The sequence below is a fragment of the Pseudomonas sp. PAMC25584 genome, assembly GCF_058135675.1.
This window is the reverse complement of sequence record NZ_CM176870.1, coordinates 5,760,412-5,781,957: the sequence shown is the minus strand read 5'-3', so window position 1 is coordinate 5,781,957 and position 21,546 is coordinate 5,760,412. Positions and strand designations below refer to the sequence as shown.

At 60.8% G+C, this 21,546-nt stretch carries 17 protein-coding genes; 5 read left to right on the top strand and 12 right to left on the bottom strand.

Translation table 11 applies throughout. From position 1 onward, the window contains the following. Positions 1–210 precede the first annotated feature (210 nt). The 3 genes from betA to betI all read right to left on the bottom strand — a co-directional run bounded on the left by betA (position 211) and on the right by betI (position 4,232). Positions 211–1,914, bottom strand: a complete 1,704-nt coding sequence (gene betA, locus ACS5Q8_RS27095) for a choline dehydrogenase (RefSeq protein WP_247397767.1) — start codon at positions 1,912–1,914, stop codon at positions 211–213. Positions 1,915–2,055: 141 nt separating this feature from the next. Further along, positions 2,056–3,528 carry a betaine-aldehyde dehydrogenase gene (gene betB / locus ACS5Q8_RS27090; RefSeq protein WP_276195234.1) on the bottom strand — a complete coding sequence of 491 codons (1,473 nt, stop codon included), beginning with the start codon at positions 3,526–3,528 and terminating at the stop codon, positions 2,056–2,058. A 110-nt stretch (positions 3,529–3,638) separates the two neighbouring features. Then, positions 3,639–4,232 carry a transcriptional regulator BetI gene (gene betI, locus ACS5Q8_RS27085; RefSeq protein WP_276195233.1) on the bottom strand — a complete coding sequence of 198 codons (594 nt, stop codon included), beginning with the start codon at positions 4,230–4,232 and terminating at the stop codon, positions 3,639–3,641. 390 nt (positions 4,233–4,622) lie between these two features. Between betI and ACS5Q8_RS27080 the strand changes: the two genes are divergently transcribed. Then, positions 4,623–6,557, top strand: coding sequence for a BCCT family transporter (locus ACS5Q8_RS27080; RefSeq protein WP_426100013.1), 1,935 nt, complete (start codon positions 4,623–4,625; stop codon positions 6,555–6,557). Between the two features lie 172 nt (positions 6,558–6,729). Here the strand turns inward: ACS5Q8_RS27080 and choV are convergent, their stop codons facing one another. The 3 genes from choV to ACS5Q8_RS27065 form a co-directional block, all read right to left on the bottom strand. Beyond that, the gene (choV, locus tag ACS5Q8_RS27075; protein WP_276195232.1) at positions 6,730–7,908 is read right to left on the bottom strand and encodes a choline ABC transporter ATP-binding protein; all 1,179 of its coding nucleotides are present in this window, start codon (positions 7,906–7,908) and stop codon (positions 6,730–6,732) included. Next, entirely contained in the window at positions 7,905–8,753 is an 849-nt protein-coding gene (choW, locus tag ACS5Q8_RS27070; RefSeq protein ID WP_247397755.1) for a choline ABC transporter permease subunit, read from the bottom strand. Before choW ends, choV begins: the two co-directional genes overlap by 4 nt. A gap of 69 nt (positions 8,754–8,822) precedes the next feature. Beyond that, positions 8,823–9,770 carry a choline ABC transporter substrate-binding protein gene (locus tag ACS5Q8_RS27065; protein ID WP_276195230.1) on the bottom strand — a complete coding sequence of 316 codons (948 nt, stop codon included), beginning with the start codon at positions 9,768–9,770 and terminating at the stop codon, positions 8,823–8,825. A gap of 424 nt (positions 9,771–10,194) precedes the next feature. On the opposite strand from ACS5Q8_RS27065, the gene ACS5Q8_RS27060 reads away from it, so the two are divergent. Next, a complete protein-coding gene (locus tag ACS5Q8_RS27060) occupies positions 10,195–11,571 on the top strand; it encodes an L-serine ammonia-lyase (protein WP_276195229.1) in 1,377 nt (458 codons plus the stop codon). Positions 11,572–11,660: 89 nt separating this feature from the next. On the opposite strand, the gene ACS5Q8_RS27055 is transcribed toward ACS5Q8_RS27060, so the two are convergent. Then, positions 11,661–13,036, bottom strand: a protein-coding gene (locus ACS5Q8_RS27055) for an IS3 family transposase (RefSeq protein WP_465159113.1) whose coding sequence is annotated in 2 segments (ribosomal slippage) — positions 11,661–12,533 and positions 12,536–13,036 — 1,374 coding nt in all. Because the reading frame shifts where the segments join, the coding sequence is not laid out codon by codon here. Positions 13,037–13,160: 124 nt separating this feature from the next. On the opposite strand from ACS5Q8_RS27055, the gene ACS5Q8_RS27050 reads away from it, so the two are divergent. Together ACS5Q8_RS27050 and gbdR are read left to right on the top strand one after the other, a co-directional pair. Next, a protein-coding gene (locus ACS5Q8_RS27050; protein ID WP_095019831.1) for an IS3 family transposase occupies positions 13,161–14,323 on the top strand; the annotation gives its coding sequence in 2 pieces (ribosomal slippage) (positions 13,161–13,416 and positions 13,416–14,323; 1,164 coding nt in all). Between the two features lie 465 nt (positions 14,324–14,788). Next, on the top strand, positions 14,789–15,892 hold the full coding sequence (gbdR, locus tag ACS5Q8_RS27045) for a choline metabolism transcriptional regulator GbdR (protein WP_247397746.1): 1,104 nt from the start codon (positions 14,789–14,791) through the stop codon (positions 15,890–15,892). A 94-nt stretch (positions 15,893–15,986) separates the two neighbouring features. Here gbdR and ACS5Q8_RS27040 read toward each other — a convergent pair whose 3' ends face one another. The 5 genes from ACS5Q8_RS27040 to ACS5Q8_RS27020 all read right to left on the bottom strand — a co-directional run bounded on the left by ACS5Q8_RS27040 (position 15,987) and on the right by ACS5Q8_RS27020 (position 19,907). Beyond that, a complete protein-coding gene (locus ACS5Q8_RS27040) occupies positions 15,987–16,250 on the bottom strand; it encodes a hypothetical protein (RefSeq protein ID WP_247397743.1) in 264 nt (87 codons plus the stop codon). A 97-nt stretch (positions 16,251–16,347) separates the two neighbouring features. After that, complete coding sequence (locus ACS5Q8_RS27035) at positions 16,348–16,845, bottom strand: thioesterase family protein (protein WP_276195228.1); 498 nt, start codon at positions 16,843–16,845, stop codon at positions 16,348–16,350. 13 nt (positions 16,846–16,858) lie between these two features. Next, positions 16,859–17,824: an L-carnitine dehydrogenase gene (locus ACS5Q8_RS27030; protein WP_276195227.1), complete on the bottom strand. Its 966-nt coding sequence runs from the start codon at positions 17,822–17,824 to the stop codon at positions 16,859–16,861. Positions 17,825–17,986: 162 nt separating this feature from the next. Continuing rightward, positions 17,987–18,874 (bottom strand): 3-dehydrocarnitine:acetyl-CoA trimethylamine transferase CdhC, encoded by an 888-nt coding sequence (gene cdhC, locus ACS5Q8_RS27025; protein ID WP_276195226.1) that lies wholly within the window; start codon positions 18,872–18,874, stop codon positions 17,987–17,989. 88 nt (positions 18,875–18,962) lie between these two features. Then, positions 18,963–19,907: a choline ABC transporter substrate-binding protein gene (locus ACS5Q8_RS27020; RefSeq protein ID WP_276195225.1), complete on the bottom strand. Its 945-nt coding sequence runs from the start codon at positions 19,905–19,907 to the stop codon at positions 18,963–18,965. A gap of 193 nt (positions 19,908–20,100) precedes the next feature. Here ACS5Q8_RS27020 and ACS5Q8_RS27015 point away from each other — a divergent pair, with 193 nt between their 5' ends. Next, positions 20,101–21,045: a GlxA family transcriptional regulator gene (locus ACS5Q8_RS27015; RefSeq protein ID WP_247403257.1), complete on the top strand. Its 945-nt coding sequence runs from the start codon at positions 20,101–20,103 to the stop codon at positions 21,043–21,045. The last annotated feature ends 501 nt before the right edge of the window (positions 21,046–21,546 follow it).

Here is a 21,546-nt window from a genome sequence, read left to right as displayed (position 1 = left end):
TTGTGGGCGGCTCAGCGCGGGCAGGCGAACAGAGTAGGCCTGGGCTGGGGAGCTATCAAGGAGAGTGTAGGTGCAAGGTTTGCGGTGTTGGGTCGGGCCCTATCGGGGGCAAGTCGAATCGTCGCACCGCCCCTCCCACATTTTGAATGTATTCACAAATCAAAGTGTGGGAGGGGGCTTGCCCCCGATGAGGGCGACACGGTCTTTCAGTTACTGCGCGGTCGGCCCCACTTCACGCATCGGCTTGCCCCGCACTGGCGCATCGCCGGCCACGTAGTAGTCGGCGGTGCTGCGCGGCAGCGGCTGGCGGCCACGGATCTTGTCGGCGATTTTCTCGGCGAGCATGATCGTCGGCGCGTTCAGGTTGCCGGTGGTGATGATCGGCATGATCGACGCATCGACCACGCGCAGGCCTTGCATGCCATGCACACGGCCTTCGCCATCCACCACCGCCATCTCGTCGGTGCCCATCTTGCACGAGCAGGACGGGTGGAACGCGGTTTCGGCGTGCTCGCGGATGAATGTGTCCAACTGCTCATCGGTTTGCACGTCGATACCCGGGCTGATTTCGCGGCCACGGAAGGCGTCGAGTGCGGGCTGCTGCATGATTTCACGGGTCAGGCGGATGCCATCGCGAAATTCCTGCCAGTCCTGCTCGGTAGCCATGTAGTTGAAGAGAATGCTCGGGTAGTCCCGTGGGTTCTTCGACTTCAACTGCACGCGGCCACGGCTCGGCGAACGCATGGAGCCCATGTGCGCCTGGAAGCCGTGTTCTTTCACGCCGTTGCTGCCGTTGTAGTTAATCGCCACCGGCAGGAAGTGGTACTGGATGTTCGGCCAATCGAAGTCTTCCCGGGTACGGATAAAACCGCCCGCTTCGAACTGGTTGCTGGCGCCGATGCCGGTGCCGTTGAACAGCCACTCGGCACCGATGGCCGGTTGGTTGTACCAGAGCAGCGACGGGTACAGCGACACCGGTTGGGTGCAGGCGTATTGCAGGTACAGCTCAAGGTGGTCCTGCAGGTTTTCGCCGACGCCGGGCAGGTCGTGGACCACCGGGATGTCGAGGCTTTCGAGCAGTTTGGCCGGGCCGACGCCGGAGCGTTGCAGCAGTTGCGGCGAGGCGATGGCGCCGCTGCACACCAGCACTTCTTTACGGGCGCGGGCTTCCACGCGTTCTTCGGCGGCACCGATCAGGTAACGCACGCCAACGGCACGCTTGCCGTCGAACAACACTTTGTCGGTCAGGGCGTGGGTGACGATGGTCAGGGTGGAGCGCTTTTTAGCCGTGTCCAGGTAACCGCGTGCGGTGCTGGCGCGACGGCCGTTTGGCGTGACGGTCCGGTCCATCGGGCCGAAGCCTTCCTGCTGGTAGCCGTTCAAGTCTTCGGTACGCGGGTAACCGGCCTGCACGCCGGCTTCGACCATGGCGTGGAACAGCGGGTTGTTGCCGGCTTTGGGCGTGGTCACGCTGACCGGGCCGTCGCCACCGTGGTAGTCGTTGGGGCCGATGTCGCGGGTTTCGGCTTTACGGAAATACGGCAGGCAGTCCAGGTACGCCCAGTCTTCAAGACCGGGCAGTTTCGACCAGTTGTCGTAGTCCATGGCGTTGCCACGGATGTAGCACATGCCGTTGATCAGGGAAGAGCCTCCCAGGCCCTTGCCGCGCCCACATTCCATGCGGCGGCCGTCCATGTGTGGCTCTGGATCGGTTTCGTAGGCCCAGTTGTAGCGGCGGCCTTGCAGCGGGAACGCCAGGGCGGCGGGCATCTGGGTACGGAAGTCGAGACGGTAGTCAGGACCGCCGGCTTCCAGCAGCAAGACGGTGACGCCTTCGTCTTCGGTCAGACGGGTCGCCAGGGTGTTACCGGCGGAGCCGGCACCCACAATGATGTAGTCGTATTCTTGGGACACGAATGCACCCTCTTTGAAGTGTGGTCAGGTCGGGCCTCATCGCGGGCAAGCCCCCTCCCACCTTTGACTGTGTAAACCCGATCAAATGTGGGAGGGGGCTTGCCCCCGATAGCGGCCTCAAAGGCAATACAAATCTCGGCTTTAGAACACCGAGGCGTAATCGCCCAGCTCAACCTGTACCGATTTGATGCGGGTGAAGTTGTTCAGCGAGCTGATCCCGTTTTCACGGCCCACGCCCGACTGCTTGTAGCCGCCGACCGGCATTTTTGCGTCGGACTCGCCCCAGGCGTTGATCCAGCAGATACCCGCTTCCAACTGATGAATGACGCGGTGGGCGCGGTTCAGGTCCTTGGTCACCAGGCCGGCGGCGAGGCCGAAGTCGGTGTCGTTGGCGCGGCGGATCACTTCTTCTTCCGTCTCATAAGTGAGGATGCTCATCACCGGGCCAAAGATTTCTTCACGGACGATGGTCATCTCGTCGGTGCAGTCGGTGAACACGGTCGGGGCAACAAAGGCGCCTTTGGCGAAGTCGCCCTCGGTCAGGCGGTCGCCGCCGCACAGCACGCGAGCGCCTTCTTCCTTACCTTTGGCGATGTAGCCCAGCACGCTTTCCATGTGGGCGAAACTGACCAGTGGGCCGAAGTTGGTGTTGTCATCTTGCGGGTCGCCAATGCGGATGCGCGCAACACGCTCGGCGATCTTGGCTTCGAACGCGGCTTGCAGGTGCTTGGGTACGAACACGCGCGTGCCGTTGGTGCAGACCTGGCCGGAGCTGTAGAAGTTGGCCATCATCGCGATGTCGGCGGCACGATCCAGGTCGGCGTCCTCGAACACGATCAGCGGCGATTTGCCGCCCAGTTCCATGGTCACTTCTTTGAGCGAGGAGCTGGAAGCGCTGGCCATGACTTTCTTGCCGGTGTCGGTGCCGCCGGTGAACGAGACTTTCTCGATGCGCGGGTGCTCGGTCAGCCAGGTGCCGACTTCACGGCCGCTACCGGTCAATACGTTGAACACACCGGCCGGAACGCCGGCTTCGGTGTAGATCTCGGCCAGTTTCAGGGTGGTCAGCGAGGTGACTTCGCTGGGCTTGAAGATCATCGCGTTACCGGCAGCCAGGGCCGGTGCGGATTTCCACAGGGCGATCTGGATCGGGTAGTTCCACGCGCCGATACCGGCGACCACGCCCAGCGGCTCGCGGCGGGTGTAGACGAAGGAGGTGTCGCGCAGCGGGATCTGCTCGCCTTCGATGGCCGGCACCAGGCCTGCGTAATATTCCAGCACGTCGGCGCCGGTGACGATGTCGACGTACTTGGTTTCGGAGAAGGATTTACCGGTGTCCAGGGTTTCCAGGGCGGCCAGTTCATCGTTGCGCTCGCGCAGGATGTCGACGGCACGACGCAGGATGCGCGAACGCTCCATGGCGGTCATGGCGGCCCAGATTTTCTGGCCTTTTTCCGCGCTGACCACGGCACGTTCAACGTCATCTTTCGTGGCGCGTTGCACGTTGGCGAGAACTTCACCGTTAGCCGGGTTGATGGCTTCGAAGGTGGCATCGCTGCCGGCATCGCTGTAGCCGCCGTCAATGTAGAGTTTTTGCAGGTCGAAACGGGCCATAAAGTCCTCGCAAGTGCATAAGTGGTTGGCGTTACCCGCCGCAAAGTGGGCCATAGGGGTGTGGCAACACTGAGCGGCAGACGTTCAGGGGTTGAGCGTTTATGTGTGCTCTAACTCACCTGCTTGGCCAATTGGAAATCCATGTATTCGTAAGCGATCCGTTGCGCTTGCGCCGTGTCGAAAGCGTCTCCCGACAGGGCGCCGCGTAGCCACAAACCGTCGATCAAAGCCGCCAGGCCCCGGGCTGCACTGCGCGCTTCAGGCAACGGCAGCTCACGGCGGAACTGGCAGCACAGGTTGGAATACAGACGTTGATCGTTGATCCGCTGCAACCTGTGCAAAGACGGGTGGTGCATGCTGGCGGCCCAGAAGGCCAGCCAGGTTTTCATTGCCGGTCCATTGACCTGGCTGGCATCGAAGTTGCCCCCGATGATTACCTGAATGTGTGCCCGCGGGCTGTCATCGTTCAGCGCCAGCCTGCGTTCATGGACGTTATCGATCAGCACATTCATCAGGTAGCGCATCGTCGCGGCGATCAGGCCGTTCTTGTCCTTGAAGTAGTGACTGATGATGCCGTTCGAAACGCCGGCCAAACGGGCGATCAGCGCAATGCTGGCATCTCCCATTCCGACTTGATCGATGGCCGTCAGCGTGGCTTCGATCAGTTGTTGGCGGCGTATGGGTTGCATACCGACCTTGGGCATGGAGTACCTCTCCTCAGGCCTGTCGGCGGGCGATAACGTCCGTCGACTTGATGGCCAGTCTATTTTGTTTTGATTGAACGTTCAATCAACAAAGAATAAGCTCTGCGACAAATTGCCGCTGCCTGCCGGTATTTCCTACGGGTAGGTGGCGACATCTGACACCTGCAAAAACCCTTGAAACAGGCCATTTCAGAGCCTGAACACCGCCTCGGCGGCCTCAAGAATTTTCGGGGTGTCTTTATAACACCCGTCCGTCGACTGCCGAAAAATCGATGAGCACGGGATCACCGTTGCCTTGTGTTTCTCTCTCGCACTGCCTGGAGCATCTGCGCCATGAGTTCTGCCTCTCTAATAAAGACCTCACCGGAAAAGGTGCGGGTCAACGGTTGGGTGTTCTACACCTCCACCGCGCTGATTCTGTTGTTGACCGCCATTTTGATCATCGCCCCGCAAGAGGCCGGCCGGGTGCTCGGCGTGGCGCAGGCATGGTTATCGAAAAGTTTCGGCTGGTACTACATGCTGGTGATCGCCGCCTACCTGGTGTTCGTGGTCGGCCTGGCGTTTTCGTCCTACGGCAAGTTGAAACTGGGCAGCAAGGACGACACCCCGGACTTCAGCTACGGCGCCTGGGCCGGCATGCTGTTCTCGTCGGGTATCGGCATTTCGCTGCTGTACTTCGGCGCCTCGGAGCCGTTGGACCATTACTTCAACCCGCCTGAAGGCGCGGCCGCCAGCAACGGTGCGGCGCGCCAGGCGCTGCAATTGACCTTCCTGCACTGGGGCCTGCACGGCTGGGCGATCTATGCCCTGGTCGGCCTGGCCGTGGCGTACTTCGCCTATCGGCACAACCAGCCGCTGGCCCTGCGTTCGGCGTTGTACCCGCTGGTGGGCGAGCGTTGGGTCAAAGGCGCGGCCGGCCACGCGGTGGACGGGTTCGGCATGTTCGTGACCCTGCTGGGCCTGGTGACCAACCTCGGTATCGGCGCGATGCAGGTATCGTCCGGCCTGGAAAACCTGTTCGGCATGCAGCACAACAACACCAACCTGCTGATCGTGATCATCGTGATGAGCACCGTGGCGACCATTGCCGCCGTGTCGGGGGTGGAAAACGGCATTCGTCGCCTGTCCAACCTCAACATCGTGTTGTTCAGCGGCTTGCTGATCTTCGTGCTGTTGTTCGGCCCGACCTTGCACCTGCTCAACGGCCTGGTGCAGAACACCGGTGACTACCTCGACGGCATCATCCTGAAAACCTTCGACCTGTACGTGTACGCCGGCGACGCCGACAAGACCGAACGCTGGATGGGCCTGTGGACTCTGTTCTATTGGGCTTGGTGGATTTCCTGGGCGCCATTCGTGGGCATGTTCATCGCGCGGATTTCCCGTGGTCGCACGGTGCGTGAACTGGTGGCCGGGGTGCTGCTGATTCCGCTGGGCTTCACCCTGGCGTGGTTGTCGATCTTCGGTAACTCGGCCCTGGACCTGGTGTTGAACCAGGGGGCGGTGGAGTTGGGCAAGACGGCGCTGGAACAACCGTCGATGGCCATCTACCAGTTGCTGGAGCATTACCCCGCGTCGAAAATCGTCATCGGTGTGTCTATTTTCGTGGGTTTTGTGCTGTTCCTGACCCCGGCGGATTCCGGCGCGGTGATGATGGCCAACCTTTCCTGCACAGGCGGCAACGTGGACGAAGATGCGCCGCACTGGCTGCGGATCTTCTGGTCGGCGGTGATCACCCTGGTGACCATCGGCCTGCTGTTTGCGGGTAACTTCGAAGCCATGCAGACCATGGTGGTGCTGGCGGGACTGCCGTTCTCGGTGGTGCTGATTGTGTTTATGTTCGGTTTGCACAAAGCGATGCGCCAGGACGTGGCGACGGAGCTGGAGCAGGCGCAATTGGCCGAGCGTGGCCGTCGTGGTTTCAGCGAGCGCTTGACCGCCCTGGACCTGCAACCGAGCCAGTCCACCGTGCAACGCTTTATGGACAAGCACGTCACGCCGGCGCTGGAACACGCGGCGACGGCGTTGCGCGACCAGGGGCTGGAGGTGCAGACGCTGTTGGGCAAATCTAAGCGTTGCATCGGCGTGCGCATCGAGATGGAAGAGGGCAACCCGTTTGTCTACGAAGTGAGCCTGGACGGCTACGCGGTGGCGTCGGACGAGCCGCCCGAGGCAGAGCGCACCCGTTACTACCGTGCCGAGGTGTACCTGCACAACGGGCCTCAGGAATACGACCTGATGGGCTTCGCCCAGGAACAGATCACCCGGGACGTGCTCGATCAGTTTGAAAGCCATCGGCAGCTCCTTGGCCGTGTCTATAGCTGATAGGTAAAAACGGGTGGCGTCGTCACTGACACCATCTGGTCAAAATGTGGGAGGGGGCTTGCCCCCGATAGCAGTGTGTCAGTCAGTTCATCTGTTACTGATACACCGCTATCGGGGGCAAGCCCCCTCCCACATTTTGACCCTGTTTCTTCAATGGCTTTTGCGGTGTCTGTTAACCGAGGTTTTTGCCTAATAACGCGTGGTACAACTCGCTGTCGCCAAGAATCCCCACCACCTTGTTGTTGTCATGCAACACCAGCTTGTTCCCCGTCTGGTAGCGAATCTGCAACGCATCGCGCATGCCGATGTTCGAATCCACCAGTGTCGGCACGCGGCCCAGGCCTTCCACGGGTTGCCCCGGTGCCCAGTTCTGCAGGTTCATCACCACGCCATTCTGGCGCGCGCCCTGGAGGGTGTTGCCTTCGGCCAGGTCCAGCCACGAGTCGCCGCTCGGATCAAGACACACCGAGCCGTTGACGCGTTTGCAGTTGTCCAGCGTGCGCATCAGGCTGCGCCCGCATAGCACGTTCAGCGGGTTGGTATGGGCGACGAAGGTGCGCACATAGTCATCCGCCGGGTTCAGCACGATCTCTTCCGGCACGCTGTACTGGATGATCTTGCCGTCTTTCATGATCGCGATGCGGCTGCCGAGCTTGAGAGCTTCGTCAAGGTCGTGGCTGACGAACACGATGGTCTTGCTCAGCTTGCGTTGCAGTTCCAGCAACTCGTCCTGCAGGCCTTGGCGGATCAGCGGGTCGAGGGCGGAGAAGGGTTCGTCCATCAGCAGGATGTCGGCGTCCATCGCCAACGCGCGGGCCAGGCCGACGCGCTGCTGCATGCCGCCGGAGAGTTCGTCGGGCTTCTTGTTGCGCCATTGGGTCAGGCCCACCAGTTCGAGCTTTTCGTCCACCAGCTTGCGCCGGTCTTTCTCTGGGAGGCCCTGCATTTCAAGGCCGAAGCTGATGTTCTCGCGCACCGTCAGCCAGGGCATCAAGGCGAACTTCTGGAACACCATGGCGATGCGTTTGGTGCGCATCATTTTCAGCTCAGCCGGGGTGCAGGAGGCGATGTCGATCTGGCGCCCTTCATGCTCGACGAACAACTGGCCACGGCTGACGGTGTTGAGGCCGTTGATGCAGCGCAGCAGGCTCGACTTGCCGGAGCCCGACAGGCCCATCAGCACACAGATCTCGCCTTTTTCTACATCCAGGCTGGCTTTTTCAACACCGACGATCTGGCCGGTCTTTTTCAGGATCTCGTTACGGCTCATGCCCTGGTCCAGCAGCTTGAGCGCTTCGCGTGGGTCTTTGGAGAAGATCACGTCGACATTGTCGAATCGGATAATGCTCATGCATCACCCCCTACTTTCTTGGCGTCGGGTTGTTTGCAGATGCGGTCGAGCATGATGGCCAGCAGCACGATCGCCAGGCCGGCTTCAAAGCCCAGGGCGATGTCGGCGGTGTTCAGTGCGTTGACCACCGGCTTGCCGAGGCCGTCGGCACCCACCAGGGCGGCGATCACCACCATCGACAGCGACAGCATGATGCATTGGGTAATGCCGGCAGCAATACTCGGCATGGCGTAGGGCAGTTCAATGCGCGAGAGCAACTGACGGCGCGAGCAGCCGAAGGCCTTGCCGGCGTCCATCAACTCTTGCGGGACATCACGGATACCCAGGTAGGTCAGACGGATCGGCGCGGCAATCGCGAACACCACCGTGGAAATCAACCCGGGCACCACACCCAGCCCGAAGAGGGTCAGGGTAGGGATGAGGTAGACGAAGGTCGGTACGGTCTGCATCAGATCGAGCACCGGCCGCATCAGGGTGTAGAACAGCGGTTTGTGCGCGGCAACAATGCCCAGCGGCACACCGATGACCACGCAGACCAGGGTGGCGAACAGCACCTGCGCCAGGGTCTCCATGGTTTCCTGCCAGTACCCCAGGTTGAGGATCAGCAGGAAGGAGGCGATGACAAACACCGTCAGGCCCCATTTACGTTGAATAAAGTGAGCGAGTAGCGCAATCAGACCGATCAATGCCAGCGGATTGAACCAGGTCAGCGCGAACGTCACGCCGTGGATCATCGTTTCCAGTGTCGATGCGATTGCGTCGAAGTAGTTGGCGCCATGTTGGGTCAACCATTCGACGAAGGCAGCGATGTACTGGCCTAGTGGGATTTTCTGTTCAGTCAGCATGGTAGTGAATGTCCACATGCGAAGGGGGAAAACATCCCGGGGCAGCGCACCGCCCCGGGGTCAGCGGTGTTACTGGGCGAGGTAGGCTTTCACGGCGTCGAGTCCAGGTTTGCCATCAACGGTGGTGACACCGGCGAGCCAGGTGTCGAGCACTTGCGGGTTCTTCTTCAGCCAGGCTTTCGCTGCGGCGTCGGGTTTCATCTTGTCGTCCAGGACGTTACCCATCAGGGTGCTTTCCATGTTCAGCGTGAACGACAGGTTTTTCAGCAACTGGCCGACGTTGCTGCATTCCTGGGTGTAGCCCTTGCGCACGTTGGTGTAGATGGTGGCCTGGCCGTAGTTGGGGCCGAACGAATCGTCACCGCCGGTCAGGTACTTCATCTTGAAGCGGGTGTTCATCGGGTGTGGTTCCCAGCCGAGGAACACGATGGCCTTGCCGCGCTTGGTGGCGCGTTCGACCTGCGAGAGCATCCCGGCTTCGCTGGACTCGACCACTTTGAAACCGGCCGACTTCAAGCCAAACGCGTCTTTGTCGATCAGCGTTTGAATGGTGCGGTTGCCGTCGTTGCCGGGTTCGATGCCGTAGATTTTGCCTTCCAGCTCATCCTTGAATTTGGCGATATCGGCGAAGTCTTTCAGGCCTTTGTCATACAGCGCCTCAGGGACGGCCAGGGTGTACTTGGCGTTCTCCAGGTTGGCGCGCACGGTTTCCACGGTGCCGGCATCACGGTACTGCTTGATGTCGTTTTCCATGGTCGGCATCCAGTTGCCGAGGAAGATGTCCATGTTCTTACCGTCGGCCAGCGACTTGTAGGTCACGGGTACCGAAATCATCGTGGTGCGCGGCTTGTAGCCGAGGCCCTTGAGGATTTCGCTGGTGGTCGCGGTCGTCACGGTGATGTCGGTCCAGCCGACATCGGAGAAGTTAACGGTTTGACATTGTGCCGGTTCTGCAGCGTGCGCCAGGACTGGCAGACTCAGCATGGCGGCCAACAACAACGAGGGTGAACCTTTCATGGGGCTAGACTCCTGTGTGTTTTGTGGCGGCATTCGCCGCGCTTTATAAGTGTTGCGGTTGGAACGTGCTTTGAAACGGCGGCACGGTGCCTTGCAAACGAGTCGAGACTGATCATGTACCAGTGAAAATCTGACGCCTACAGGGGGCGTCGTATCCAGTACAGGCAGGGTCGCATCCAGTGTCGGTGACGTCGTTTACAGGTTTTTCCCACGGCTAAACGGCTGTTTTTGCCCATCTGCACCGCTAAAAACGCCCAAAACAGGCCATTGCTCGTGAGCGACGCTGGTGAGCATGGTTGCGTCGGTGTGAGACGCCGTGATGACGGATAAAAGCCTGATGATGCCGCCATCTGGGCCGTCTGGGCGATCTGAGCGTAGCAGCTCGTTCAAGCCTGGCCTGTGCTTATCGAGGAGTTTCACGGCAATGGCTATCAGCGTTTTCGACCTGTTCAAGATCGGCATCGGGCCTTCGAGTTCTCACACCGTCGGCCCCATGCGCGCCGCAGCGTTGTTCGTTCAACGGTTGCGTGAACGTGAACTGTTGGAACAGGTGCGGCGCGTCGAAGTTCAGCTTTACGGCTCACTATCGGCCACCGGCATCGGCCACGGCAGCGATACCGCGACGATAATGGGCCTGATGGGCGAGTGGCCGGACGCAATCGATCCGGCGCAGATCGGCCTGCGTATCCAAACCCTGCGCGAGACCGACACGCTGCTGTTGGACGGGCGTTTGCCGGTGCCTTTCGTCTGGGCACGGGACATGCGCCTGCTCGACGAAAACCTGCCGTTCCATCCCAATGCCATGACCCTGGTGGTGTTCGGCGACGACGGCGAGTTGCATCGCAATACCTACTACTCGGTCGGCGGCGGTTTTGTGGTGGATGAAGCCCAGGCCCAAAGCGGCGTGGCGGATCTGGATCGCACCGAGTTGCCCTATGAGTTTTCCAGCGCGGTGGAGCTGTTGCAGTTGTGCAACAGCCACAATCTGCGCGTCTGCGAGCTGATGCTGGCCAACGAAAAAGTCTGGCGCAGCGAAGATGAAATCCGCAGCGGCCTGATGACGCTCTGGCGCGCCATGCAGGCGTGCGTGGAGCAGGGCCTCAAGCACGAAGGTATCCTGCCCGGCGGCCTGAATGTGCGCCGTCGCGCCGCCAAGTTGCACCGCAGTTTGCAGGAGCTGGGCAAGCCCAACGTGATCGGCTCGACCTTGAGCGCGATGGAGTGGGTCAACCTGTTCGCCCTGGCGGTCAACGAAGAAAACGCCGCCGGTGGGCGCATGGTCACCGCACCGACCAATGGTGCGGCGGGGATCATCCCGGCGGTGCTGCACTACTTTATGAAGTTCAGCGACGAAGTCACCGAAGCCAACGTGGTCGACTATCTGCTCAGCGCGGCGGCGGTCGGGATTCTGTGCAAGAAGAACGCGTCGATCTCCGGGGCCGAAGTCGGTTGCCAGGGCGAGGTCGGCTCAGCCTGCGCCATGGCGGCGGCGGGGTTGGCAGAGATTCTCGGCGCCACCCCGGAGCAACTGTGCAACGCCGCCGAAATCGGCCTGGAACACAACCTCGGCCTGACCTGCGACCCGGTGGGTGGGCTGGTGCAAGTGCCGTGTATCGAGCGCAACGCGATTGCCGCAGTGAAGGCGATCAACGCGGCGCAGATGGCCCTGCGCGGCGATGGCCAGCACTTCATCTCCCTGGACCGGGTGATCCGCACCATGCGCGATACCGGGGCGGACATGCATGACAAGTACAAAGAGACGTCGCGCGGTGGGTTGGCGGTCAGTGCGGTTGAGTGCTGAGACCGCGTCGCCTGCATCGGGAGCAAGCCCCCTCCCACACTCGACTGCATTCCAAAGTGAAGTGCGCCCCAAAAGTTGGACAGTGATTGTTAGGCTACAGCGGACCTGGCTCTGTACGCTACAGGGCTCAGTCCGCCAAGTTTCGTTTTGATTCGCTTATGGTTGTAGTAATGGATGTATTCAGCCAGTCCAGCCTGCAACTGAGCCACACTCTCGAAGCTTTCCCGGTAGTAAAACTCTGACTTCAACGTGCCGAAGAAGCTCTCCATTGTGGCGTTGTCATAGCAGTTTCCTCTGCGTGACATGCTCTGTTCCAACCCTGCTTTTTCTAGTCGATCCCGGTACTTCGGGTATCGATAGTGCCAACCTTGATCCGAGTGCAACATGGGCTTGACGCCCTCAGGCAAGCGCTCAAGAGCTTGTTCCAGCATGTCGCCCACCAGGGCATATTGGGGGCGCGTGGCGGTTTGATAGGCCACAATTTCTCCGTTGTACAAGTCTAAAACTGGAGACAGATATAGCTTTTCGCCTGCCACTTTGAACTCGGTGACATCCGTTACCCATTTCTGATTCGGTTGCTCAGCCTCGAACTGACGAGCCAGGATGTTAGGCGATACTTCTCCCATTGGTCCTCGATACGATCTGTATTTCTTCGGTCGCACCGTACATTTCAGACTCAACTCCCCCATCAGTCGCCGCACAGTTTTACTGTTGATCAACTGTCCGTCGCTCCGCAGAGCTAAAGTCATACGGCGATAGCCGAATCGCCCCTTATGCTCGTCTTGAAGGCTCTGGATAGAGGCTTTTAGCGAAACGAACCGGTCTGCTCCGTCCATCGCCTTGAGTTGGTAGTAGTACGTGCTGCGGGCGAGCCCAGCCAGCTTGAGCAAATGGTCCAAGGGGAAGCTGTGCCTCAACTCAGAGACTAATTGGGCTTTTTCTTCGCTTCTTTCTCGCGCCTCATCACTGCCTCGCCTAACTCCCCAAGCTTTTTTAGGTAGGCGTTCTCCATGCGCAAATACTGGAGTTCATCAAGTAAAGCCTTGTGAGCACGTTCTTGGTCGGTGAGTGGAATGGCCGTTTTTCGAGGTTTAGCAGGTAGCTTGGACATAGCGGTATTCGATCCTTTTTCCCCTGAGGCCAGGGCTTCAATACCGCCACTGTAATACTGCTGCTGCCATCTGCCCACTTGGGTAGAGTCACCCAGATTGAAGAGTGCCGCTGCGCGGCGAAAAGAAAGGGAGTCACGCCACATGCGTTGCAGAACGGAGAACTTGAACAAAGCACTGTAACGTCCACCGGTACTACTCAGACTGGCCTCACCGTGCAGCCGGTAAGCTTCCACCCAACGGCGAAGTAAAGTGGGGTCCATTTGAAATCGAGCAGCAATATGGCGAAAGCCTCGGCCTCGTTCCAGGAAGGCGGTAATGGCGGAAAGCTTGAACTGCGTTGTGTACTTGCTCATGAAAAAGCCCCAGGAGTTGGATGGGTGTCCAACTTCTGGGGCGCACTTCAAAGGTGGAACTGTAGTGGTCTAATGAAACCGGACACCCTTTTAGGCGAGAATACTCGCCAGATCGAGGTGTCAGATGACCAAACAACGCCGTACCTTTTCCGCTGAATTCAAACGCGAGGCTGCCGACCTCGTGCTCAAGCAAAACTACAGCTTCATCGAAGCCAGTCGTTCACTGAGTGTTGGTGAGTCGGCGCTGCGCCGCTGGGTCGACCAGCTTCAGCAAGAGCGCACCGGCGTCACGCCCCAGAGCAAGGCCCTGACACCAGAGCAGCAAAAAATCCAGGAGTTGGAAGCTCGGATTGCTCGCCTCGAGCGCGAGAAATCAATATTAAAAAAGGCTACCGCGCTCTTGATGTCGGAAGATCTCGAGCGTACGCGCTGATCAATCAGCTAAGCGTCCATGAGCCTGTTGACTGCTTGTGCGAGGCGTTTGAGGTCGCTCGTTCGGGGTACTACGCGCATCGTCTAAGGCGGCGAACACCAGATGTTGAGCGGCTCAGGCTGCGTAGCCGAGTGAGCGAGTTGTTCACCCAGGGCCGAAGTGCTCCCGGCAGTCGAAGCATCACGTTGATGATGCAAGAAGAAGGTGAGCAAATTGGACGGTTTAAGGTACGCAGGCTGATGCGTGAGCTGGAGTTGGTCAGCAAGCAGCCAGGATCACACGCCTATAAAAAGGCGACAGTCGAGCGGCCGGATATCCCAAATATATTGAACCGAGAATTTGATGTCGAAGCGCCCAACCAGGTCTGGTGCGGCGACATCACCTACATCTGGGCACAGGGGAAATGGCACTACCTTGCGGTTGTCATGGATCTTTACGCTCGTCGAGTGGTGGGCTGGGCGTTATCAGAAAAGCCGGATGCAGACTTGGTGATCAAGGCGTTGGACGTGGCTTACGAGCAGCGTGGCAAGCCGCAAGGCCTGCTATTTCACTCAGACCAGGGATCGCAATATGGCAGCCGCAACTTTCGCCAGCGGCTGTGGCGTTATCGCATGCGTCAGAGTATGAGCCGCCGAGGAAACTGCTGGGATAATGCGCCGATGGAGAGGGTTTTTCGCAGCTTGAAAACAGAGTGGATACCAACCACTGGCTACATGACCGGCCACCAGGCTCAGAGAGACATTAGCCAGTACCTGATGCATCACTACAACTGGATCCGACCTCATCAATTTAACGATGGATTGGCCCCAGCGAAAACGGAAGAAAAACTCAAAACCGTGTCCGGGATGAGTTGACCACTACAAACTCGGTCGAGTGTGGGAGGGGGCTTGCCCCCGATAGCGCCAGTCCAAACAACCCTGCTCATAAAGTGAACACCAGAACCAAAAGCGCCACCTTTTAGCGCGTCGCAAACAGATAAGTACCCCCCACACACTTTCCCCTTCGACCAGCCGTCACCCGTGCTTGTGGTGACAGGCGCCGCCCTCACCCTCAAAGCGCCTACCCACAAGTGCTACCGATCTGCTCACGGCCCTTGAACGGAGCCGCTTCGGCGTTCGATTCGGGGCATATCCCGCACTTCGCACAGGGGCTTGTCTAGACACATCAAGAGGTCGTTTTCAGGAGTTATTGAATGGCCATTCAATTTTAGGCATGGCATTTGCTCTATCCATTCAAAGCCTCTCTCCGCGCTGGAGCAGAGCGCAATAACAAGAGCCTCGCCTGAGGCCATCACCCGCTTTGTGTGAGGAGATACCGCGATGACGTCGTTCAACTCCGGGGCCCAACCCCAGAACCGTGCGCCTCAATCCATCGGCTTTTTGCTGCTGGACAATTTCACGCTGATTTCCCTGGCTTCGGCAGTGGAACCGCTGCGCATGGCCAACCAGTTGTCCGGCCGCGAGTTGTATCGCTGGACCACCCTGAGTGTCGACGGTAACCAGGTATGGGCCAGCGACGGTCTGCAAATCACGCCCGATGCCTCCATGCACAAAGCCCCGGCCCTGGACACTGTCATCGTGTGCGGCGGCGTGGGTATCCAGCGCACCGTCACCCGTGAACATGTGTCGTGGCTGCAAAGCCAGGCGCGCCAGTCGCGTCGCCTTGGCGCGGTGTGTACCGGCAGTTGGGCCCTGGCCTGCGCCGGGTTGCTCGATGGCTTCGATTGCAGCGTTCACTGGGAATGCCTGGCGTCGATGCAGGAAGCCTTCCCGCGTGTGTCGATGAGCACGCGCCTGTTCACCCTCGACCGCAACCGCTTCACCAGCTCCGGCGGCACCGCGCCGCTGGACATGATGCTGCACCTGATCAGCCGCGACCACGGCCGTGAACTGTCGGCGGCGATCTCCGAGATGTTCGTGTACGAGCGCATCCGCAATGAACAGGATCACCAGCGTGTGCCGCTCAAGCACATGCTCGGCACCAACCAGCCGAAGTTGCAGGAAATCGTCGCGCTGATGGAAGCCAACCTCGAAGAGCCGATCGACCTGGATGAGCTGGCGGTGTACGTCGCCGTGTCGCGGCGCCAGTTGGAGCGGCTGTTCCAGAAATACCTGCACTGCTCGCCGTCGCGCTACTACCTCAAGCTGCGCCTGATTCGCGCACGGCAGTTGCTCAAGCAAACGCCGATGTCGATCATCGAAGTGGCGTCGGTATGCGGGTTCGTGTCCACGCCGCACTTCTCCAAGTGCTACCGCGAATACTTCGGTATTCCGCCACGGGATGAGCGCGTCGGCTCCAACACCACCCAGCAAGTGGCGATGATGCCGATTCCGCCAGCGCTGGTGTTGTCACCGTTGTCGGGGCCGATGTCGGCGTTGAGCCAGGCGCGGAACGAGTCGACGTTTGCCAGTGTAAGGCTCTAAACCGAGTCGCCTGCATCGGGGGCAAGCCCCCTCCCACATTTGAATTGTGAATACCTTCGAAGGTGGGAGGGGGCTTGCCCCCGATAGCGGTCTATCAGGCGCCAGATTTCTGTTTGAACTGCATCAGCGCCGGCAACAACTGCTTATCGATCGCCTGCCGCACCGCCGGCAAAATCGTCGCGCTGCCGCTGTACATCTGCTCAACCATCTTCTTGAGCGCCTTGGCCCGTGCCTCGCTCAAACCGCGTACCGCACATTCACAGGCCTGCTCGGCGCTGGCGCCGCTGGACACCTCGAAACCCAGCGAGCGCAGTTGGTTCAGCAGGTCATCCTGGTCAATCAAATCCGCGTGCATCATGACGTTTATCCTGGTGGAGGGAGCGGGGGGATTGATTTGGATTCTGGTAGCCGCCCAAGCGGTCGGCAAGGGCAGAATGCACGAATGGCTCAGATGGCTATGAACAGGTCGTTTTCGGGCTATTGGGCGCGGGCAGGCCAATGACGCGGCCGAGGAGGGCGGGCCTGGGCAGGTCGACTTGCGCGGCGCGGATGGCCGCGAGTCGTTCCAGCGTCGCCTCGGTGAACGGCGCCGAGCGCGGCCCGGCGAGGTCGACGTGCAGCAGCATCTGTTCGTTGCCCGCCAGTTCCTTGTCGTCGCTCACCCAGTGCAGGCTGTGATAAAGGTGCAGGCGCTTGGCATCGTGCGCGATCAGTTGGGTGCGCACCTCGACCTCGGCGCCGAGTTTCACTTCGTGCAGGTAGTTCAGGTGCAGCTCCAGGGTGAACAGCGAATGGCCGCTGGCGGCGCGGTTTTCGCTGTCCAGGCCCAGGGTGTCCATCAACGCGTCGGTGGCGTAGCTGAAGATCAGCAGGTAGAACGCGTCGCGCAGGTGGCCGTTGTAGTCCACCCAGTCGGGGTGGACCTGTGTGGTGTAGGTGGTCAGTGCGGGCATGCTGGGGTTTCCCTTATTCGGCGAAGGTCATGCCGTGCTTGGCTTTGGTGGTCTTCACCGCTTCCAGTACCGCCAGCAGGCAATCATCACGATAGCGCTCCAGCGCCGAAATGCTGTGTTGGCCCAACTGAGCGCGGGTGCCGTCGACCACATCGTCGATCAACTTGTCGGTCAGCTCCGGTGCCGGCAGGTAGGTCCACGGCAACTGCAACGCCGGGCCGAACTGCGCCATGAAGTGGCGCATCCCGGCATCGCCGCCGGCCAGGGTGTAGGTCAGGAACGTGCCCATGAACGACCAGCGCAAGCCGGCGCCAAAACGGATCGCGTCATCGATCTCGCCGGTGGTGGCGACGCCATCGTTGACCAGGTGCAGCGCCTCACGCCACAAGGCTTCGAGCAGGCGGTCGGCGATAAAGCCGGGGACTTCCTTGCGCACATGCAACGGGCGCATGCCCAGGGATTGATACACCTTGATCGCCGCCTGGATTGCCTCGGGCGCGGTGTTTTTGCCGCCCACCACTTCCACCAGCGGCAGCAGGTACACCGGGTTGAACGGGTGGCCGACCACGCAGCGTTCAGGGTGGGTCGAGCCCTCGTAGAATTCGCTGGGCAACAGGCCCGAGGTGCTCGAACCGATCAGGGCATTGGGCTTGGCCGCCGCGCTGATTTTGCCGTGCAGCTCCAGTTTCAGCGCCAGGCGTTCCGGGGCGCTTTCCTGGATGAAGTCGGCGTCTTTCACGCAGGCTTCGATGGTGCTGACAAAGCGCAGGCGCTGCTGGGAGGCGCCGGGAGCCAGGCCTTGTTTCTCCAGGGCGCCCCAGGCATTGGCGACGCGTTGGCGCAGCGCGGCTTCGGCGCCGGGCGCGGGGTCCCAGGCCACCACATCGAGGCCGTGGGCGAGGGCGCGGGACACCCAGCCGCTGCCGATCACACCGCTGCCGAGGGCGGCGAAGGTTTTGATATCTGTAATAAAGCGCATGGCGACATTCCTGAATAGTGTGATGTACCCCTGTGGGAGGGGGCTTGCCCCCGATAGCGGTGGATCAGCAGCGAATGCATCGACTGGTACACCGCTATCGGGAGCAAGTCGAATCGTCGCACCGCCCCTCCCACAGGTTTTGATCCGGTTTGGGCAGGGGGGTTAACCGCGTTTTTTGAGGCCCATTTTTATGCGCCCTTCGGCCGGGGTCATGACCCGCGCGCCCAGGCGGCTGAGGATTTCACTGGCGCGTTCCACCAGTTGACCGTTGGTTGCCAGTACGCCCTTGTCCAGCCACAGGTTGTCTTCCAGGCCGACCCGCACGTTGCCGCCCAGCAGCACCGCCTGCGCCGCCATCGGCATTTGCATGCGGCCGATGCCGAAGCCGGCCCACACCGCGTCGGCGGGCAGGTTGTCGACCATGGCTTTCATGGTGGTGGTGTCGGCCGGCGCGCCCCAGGGGATGCCCAGGCACAGTTGGAACAGCGGGTCGTCGAGCAGGCCTTCCTTGATCATCTGCTTGGCGAACCACAGGTGGCCGGTGTCGAAGATTTCCAGCTCGGCTTTTACGCCCAGTTCCTGGATACGTTTGGCGCCGGCCCGCAACTGGGCCGGGGTGGACACGTAAATGGTGTCGCCATCGCCGAAGTTCAGCGTGCCGCAGTCCAGCGTGCAGATTTCCGGCAGCAGCGCTTCCACATGGGCCAGGCGGGTCAGCGGGCCGACCAGGTCGGTGTTGCTGCCGAATTCCATCGGGTTTTCGCCGCCGCCGATCTCCAGGTCGCCGCCCATGCCGGCGGTGAGGTTGACGATGATGTCGACGTCGGCCTCACGGATGCGCTCCATCACTTCGCGGTACAAGGCAACGTCGCGGCTGAACTTACCGGTCTCGGGGTTGCGCACATGGCAATGCACTACGGTGGCGCCGGCCTTGGCGGCTTCCACGGCGGCGGCGGCGATTTGTTTGGGGGTGACCGGCACATGGGGGCTTCTGGCGCTCGTGTCGCCAGCACCGGTGAGTGCGCAGGTGATGATGACGTCATGGTTCATCGGGGAGGTTCCTTACAGGCGTGTGATTTCAAGGCGTAGGGCGCCGTTCGCGGTCAGGGATGACCGCGAAACGGTGAGTCAAATACAGTTATTTGCCGGTCAGTTGCAGGTTGGCGGCGGCCGGTTTGCCGTCGAAGGTGGTCACGCCTTCGAGCCAGCGCTGCTGGTCTTGCGGGTGGTCCTTGAGCCACTGCTTGGCGGACTCGAATGCGTCCTTGTGATCCAGCAACGGCTGCATCATTCGGCTCTCGTCGGCGGCGGTGAAGGTCAGGTTGGTCAGCAGCTTGTGGACGTTGGGGCACTGCTCGGCATAGGTCGGCGAGGTGACGCTCCACACGGTGGCCATGCCTTCGTTCGGGCCCAGGGCGTCTTCGCTGCCGGTGAGGTAGGTCATCGCCACATTGACGTTCATCGGGTGCGGCGCCCAGCCGAAGAACACCACGGCTTCCTTGCGGCGCACCGCGCGGTCGACCGCGGCGAGCATGCCGGCTTCGCTGGACTCCACCAGCTGGAATTTGCCCAGGCCGAACTGGTTCTTGGCGATCATCGCTTTGATCTGGGTGTTGGCGCCCGAACCCGGCTCGATACCGTAGAGCTTGCCGCCCAGTTCTTTCTCGAACTTGGCGATGTCGGCGAACGTTTTCAGGCCTTTGTCCGCCAGATACGTCGGCACCGCCAGCGTCGCGCGTGCGTCTTCCAGGCTCGGTTTGTCGAGGACCTTGACCTGCTTGGCGTCGACGAACGGGGCGATGGTCTGGGTCATCAGCGGGTTCCAGTAGCCGAGGAACAGGTCCAGGCGCTGGTCGCGGATGCCGGCGAAGATGATTTGCTGGGACGCGCTGGTTTGTTTGGTCTTGTAGCCGAGGCCGTCGAGCAACACTTGGGTCATGGCGCTGGTGGCGATGACGTCGGTCCAGTTCACCACGCCCATGCGCACGTTCTGGCAGGAGGGCGCGTCGGCCGCGAGGACGCTGGTGCTCAAGATGGCGCTGGCGCTGAATGCGAGCACGCAGCGGCTGATCAGTCGGTTCATGGTGGTTCCCTCGGCAGGTCGTTATTGTGGGGGCCGGCGTCTTTATGCGCCGTGCGATCACGTTACGCAGCTTGAGGGGCGACAAAACGCACGGCGGCGACCGGCTCTTGCACTGCAGCGACCTGTGCTCTTGAATGGGCCGTTGAACTGGCGTATCACAGTGACCACGCTGGCGGTCCGACGAGAGCGCACCATGTCCCAGGATTTCTACTTTCTGCTGATGCCGGGGTTCTCGGCCATCGGCTTTATCTCTGCGCTCGAACCGCTGCGGGTGGCCAACCGCTTTCGTGGCGAGTTGTACCGCTGGCATGTATTGAGCGCCGATGGCGGCGCGGTGCTGGCGAGCAATGGCATGTCGGTCAACGCCGACGCCGCGCTGGAGCCGCTGAAAAAGGGCGCGACGCTGATGGTGGTCGCCGGTTTCGAACCGCTCAAATTCGCCACCCCGGCCCTCGAACACTGGCTGCGCCGCCTCGACTATGACGGCGTGACCCTTGGCGCCATCGACACCGGCGCCTGCATCCTGGCCGAAGCCGGGCTGCTCGACGGCCACCGTCTGACCCTGCACTGGGAAGCCATCGACGCGTTCAAGGAAGCGTATCCACAGCTGACGGTGACCCAGGAACTCTTCGAGATCGACCGCCGCCGCATCACCTGCGCCGGCGGCACCGCCTCCATCGACCTAATGCTCGACCTGATCAGCCAGGCCCATGGGCCCGAGTTGGCGATCCAGGTGTCCGAACAATTCGTGCTCGGGCGCATCCGCCCGCGCAAAGACCACCAGCGCATGCAGATCGTCACGCGCTACGGCATCAACAACAAGAAGTTGGTGCAGGTGATCGGCGAGATGGAACAACACACCGAGCCGCCGCTGAGCACCCTGGCCCTGGCCGAGGCGATCAAAGTGACGCGACGCCAATTGGAGCGGCTGTTTCGCCTGCATCTGAACGACACACCGAGCAACTTCTACCTCGGCCTGCGCCTGGAAAAAGCCCGGCAACTGCTGCGCCAGAGCGACATGAGCGTGCTAGAGGTGAGCCTTGCCTGCGGGTTTGAGTCGCCGTCGTATTTCACCCGCCGTTATCGGGCGCGGTTTGCCAAGTGTCCGCGGGAGGATCGGCGACGGGAGGTGGTGTGAACGTAGTTCCTACACGCGACAACGATCAAATGTGGGAGGGGGCTTGCTCTCGATAGCGGAGTGTCAGCCACTCATGTGCTGCTGATCCACCGTCATCGGGAGCAAGCCCCCTCCCACATTGGGTTTTCGGTGTGGCTTATTTCTTTATCAGCGCCGAACACGCCGCCTTGAAGGCTTCGAGCAACTGAAACACCCCTTCTCCTGTCAGCGACAACGATCAAATGTGGGAGGGGGCTTGCTCCCGATAGCGGTGTGTCAGCTACTCATGTGCTGCTGATCCACCGTCATCGGGAGCAAGCCCCCTCCCACATTGGGTTTTCGGTGTGGCTTATTTCTTTACCAGGGCCGCACACGCCGCCTTGAAGGCTTCGAGCAACTGAAACACCCCTTCTCCTGTCAGCGACAACGATCAAATGTGGGAGGGGGCTTGCTCCCGATGACGGTGTGTCAGCCACTCATGTGCCGCTGATCCACCGCCATCGGGAGCAAGCCCCCTCCCAC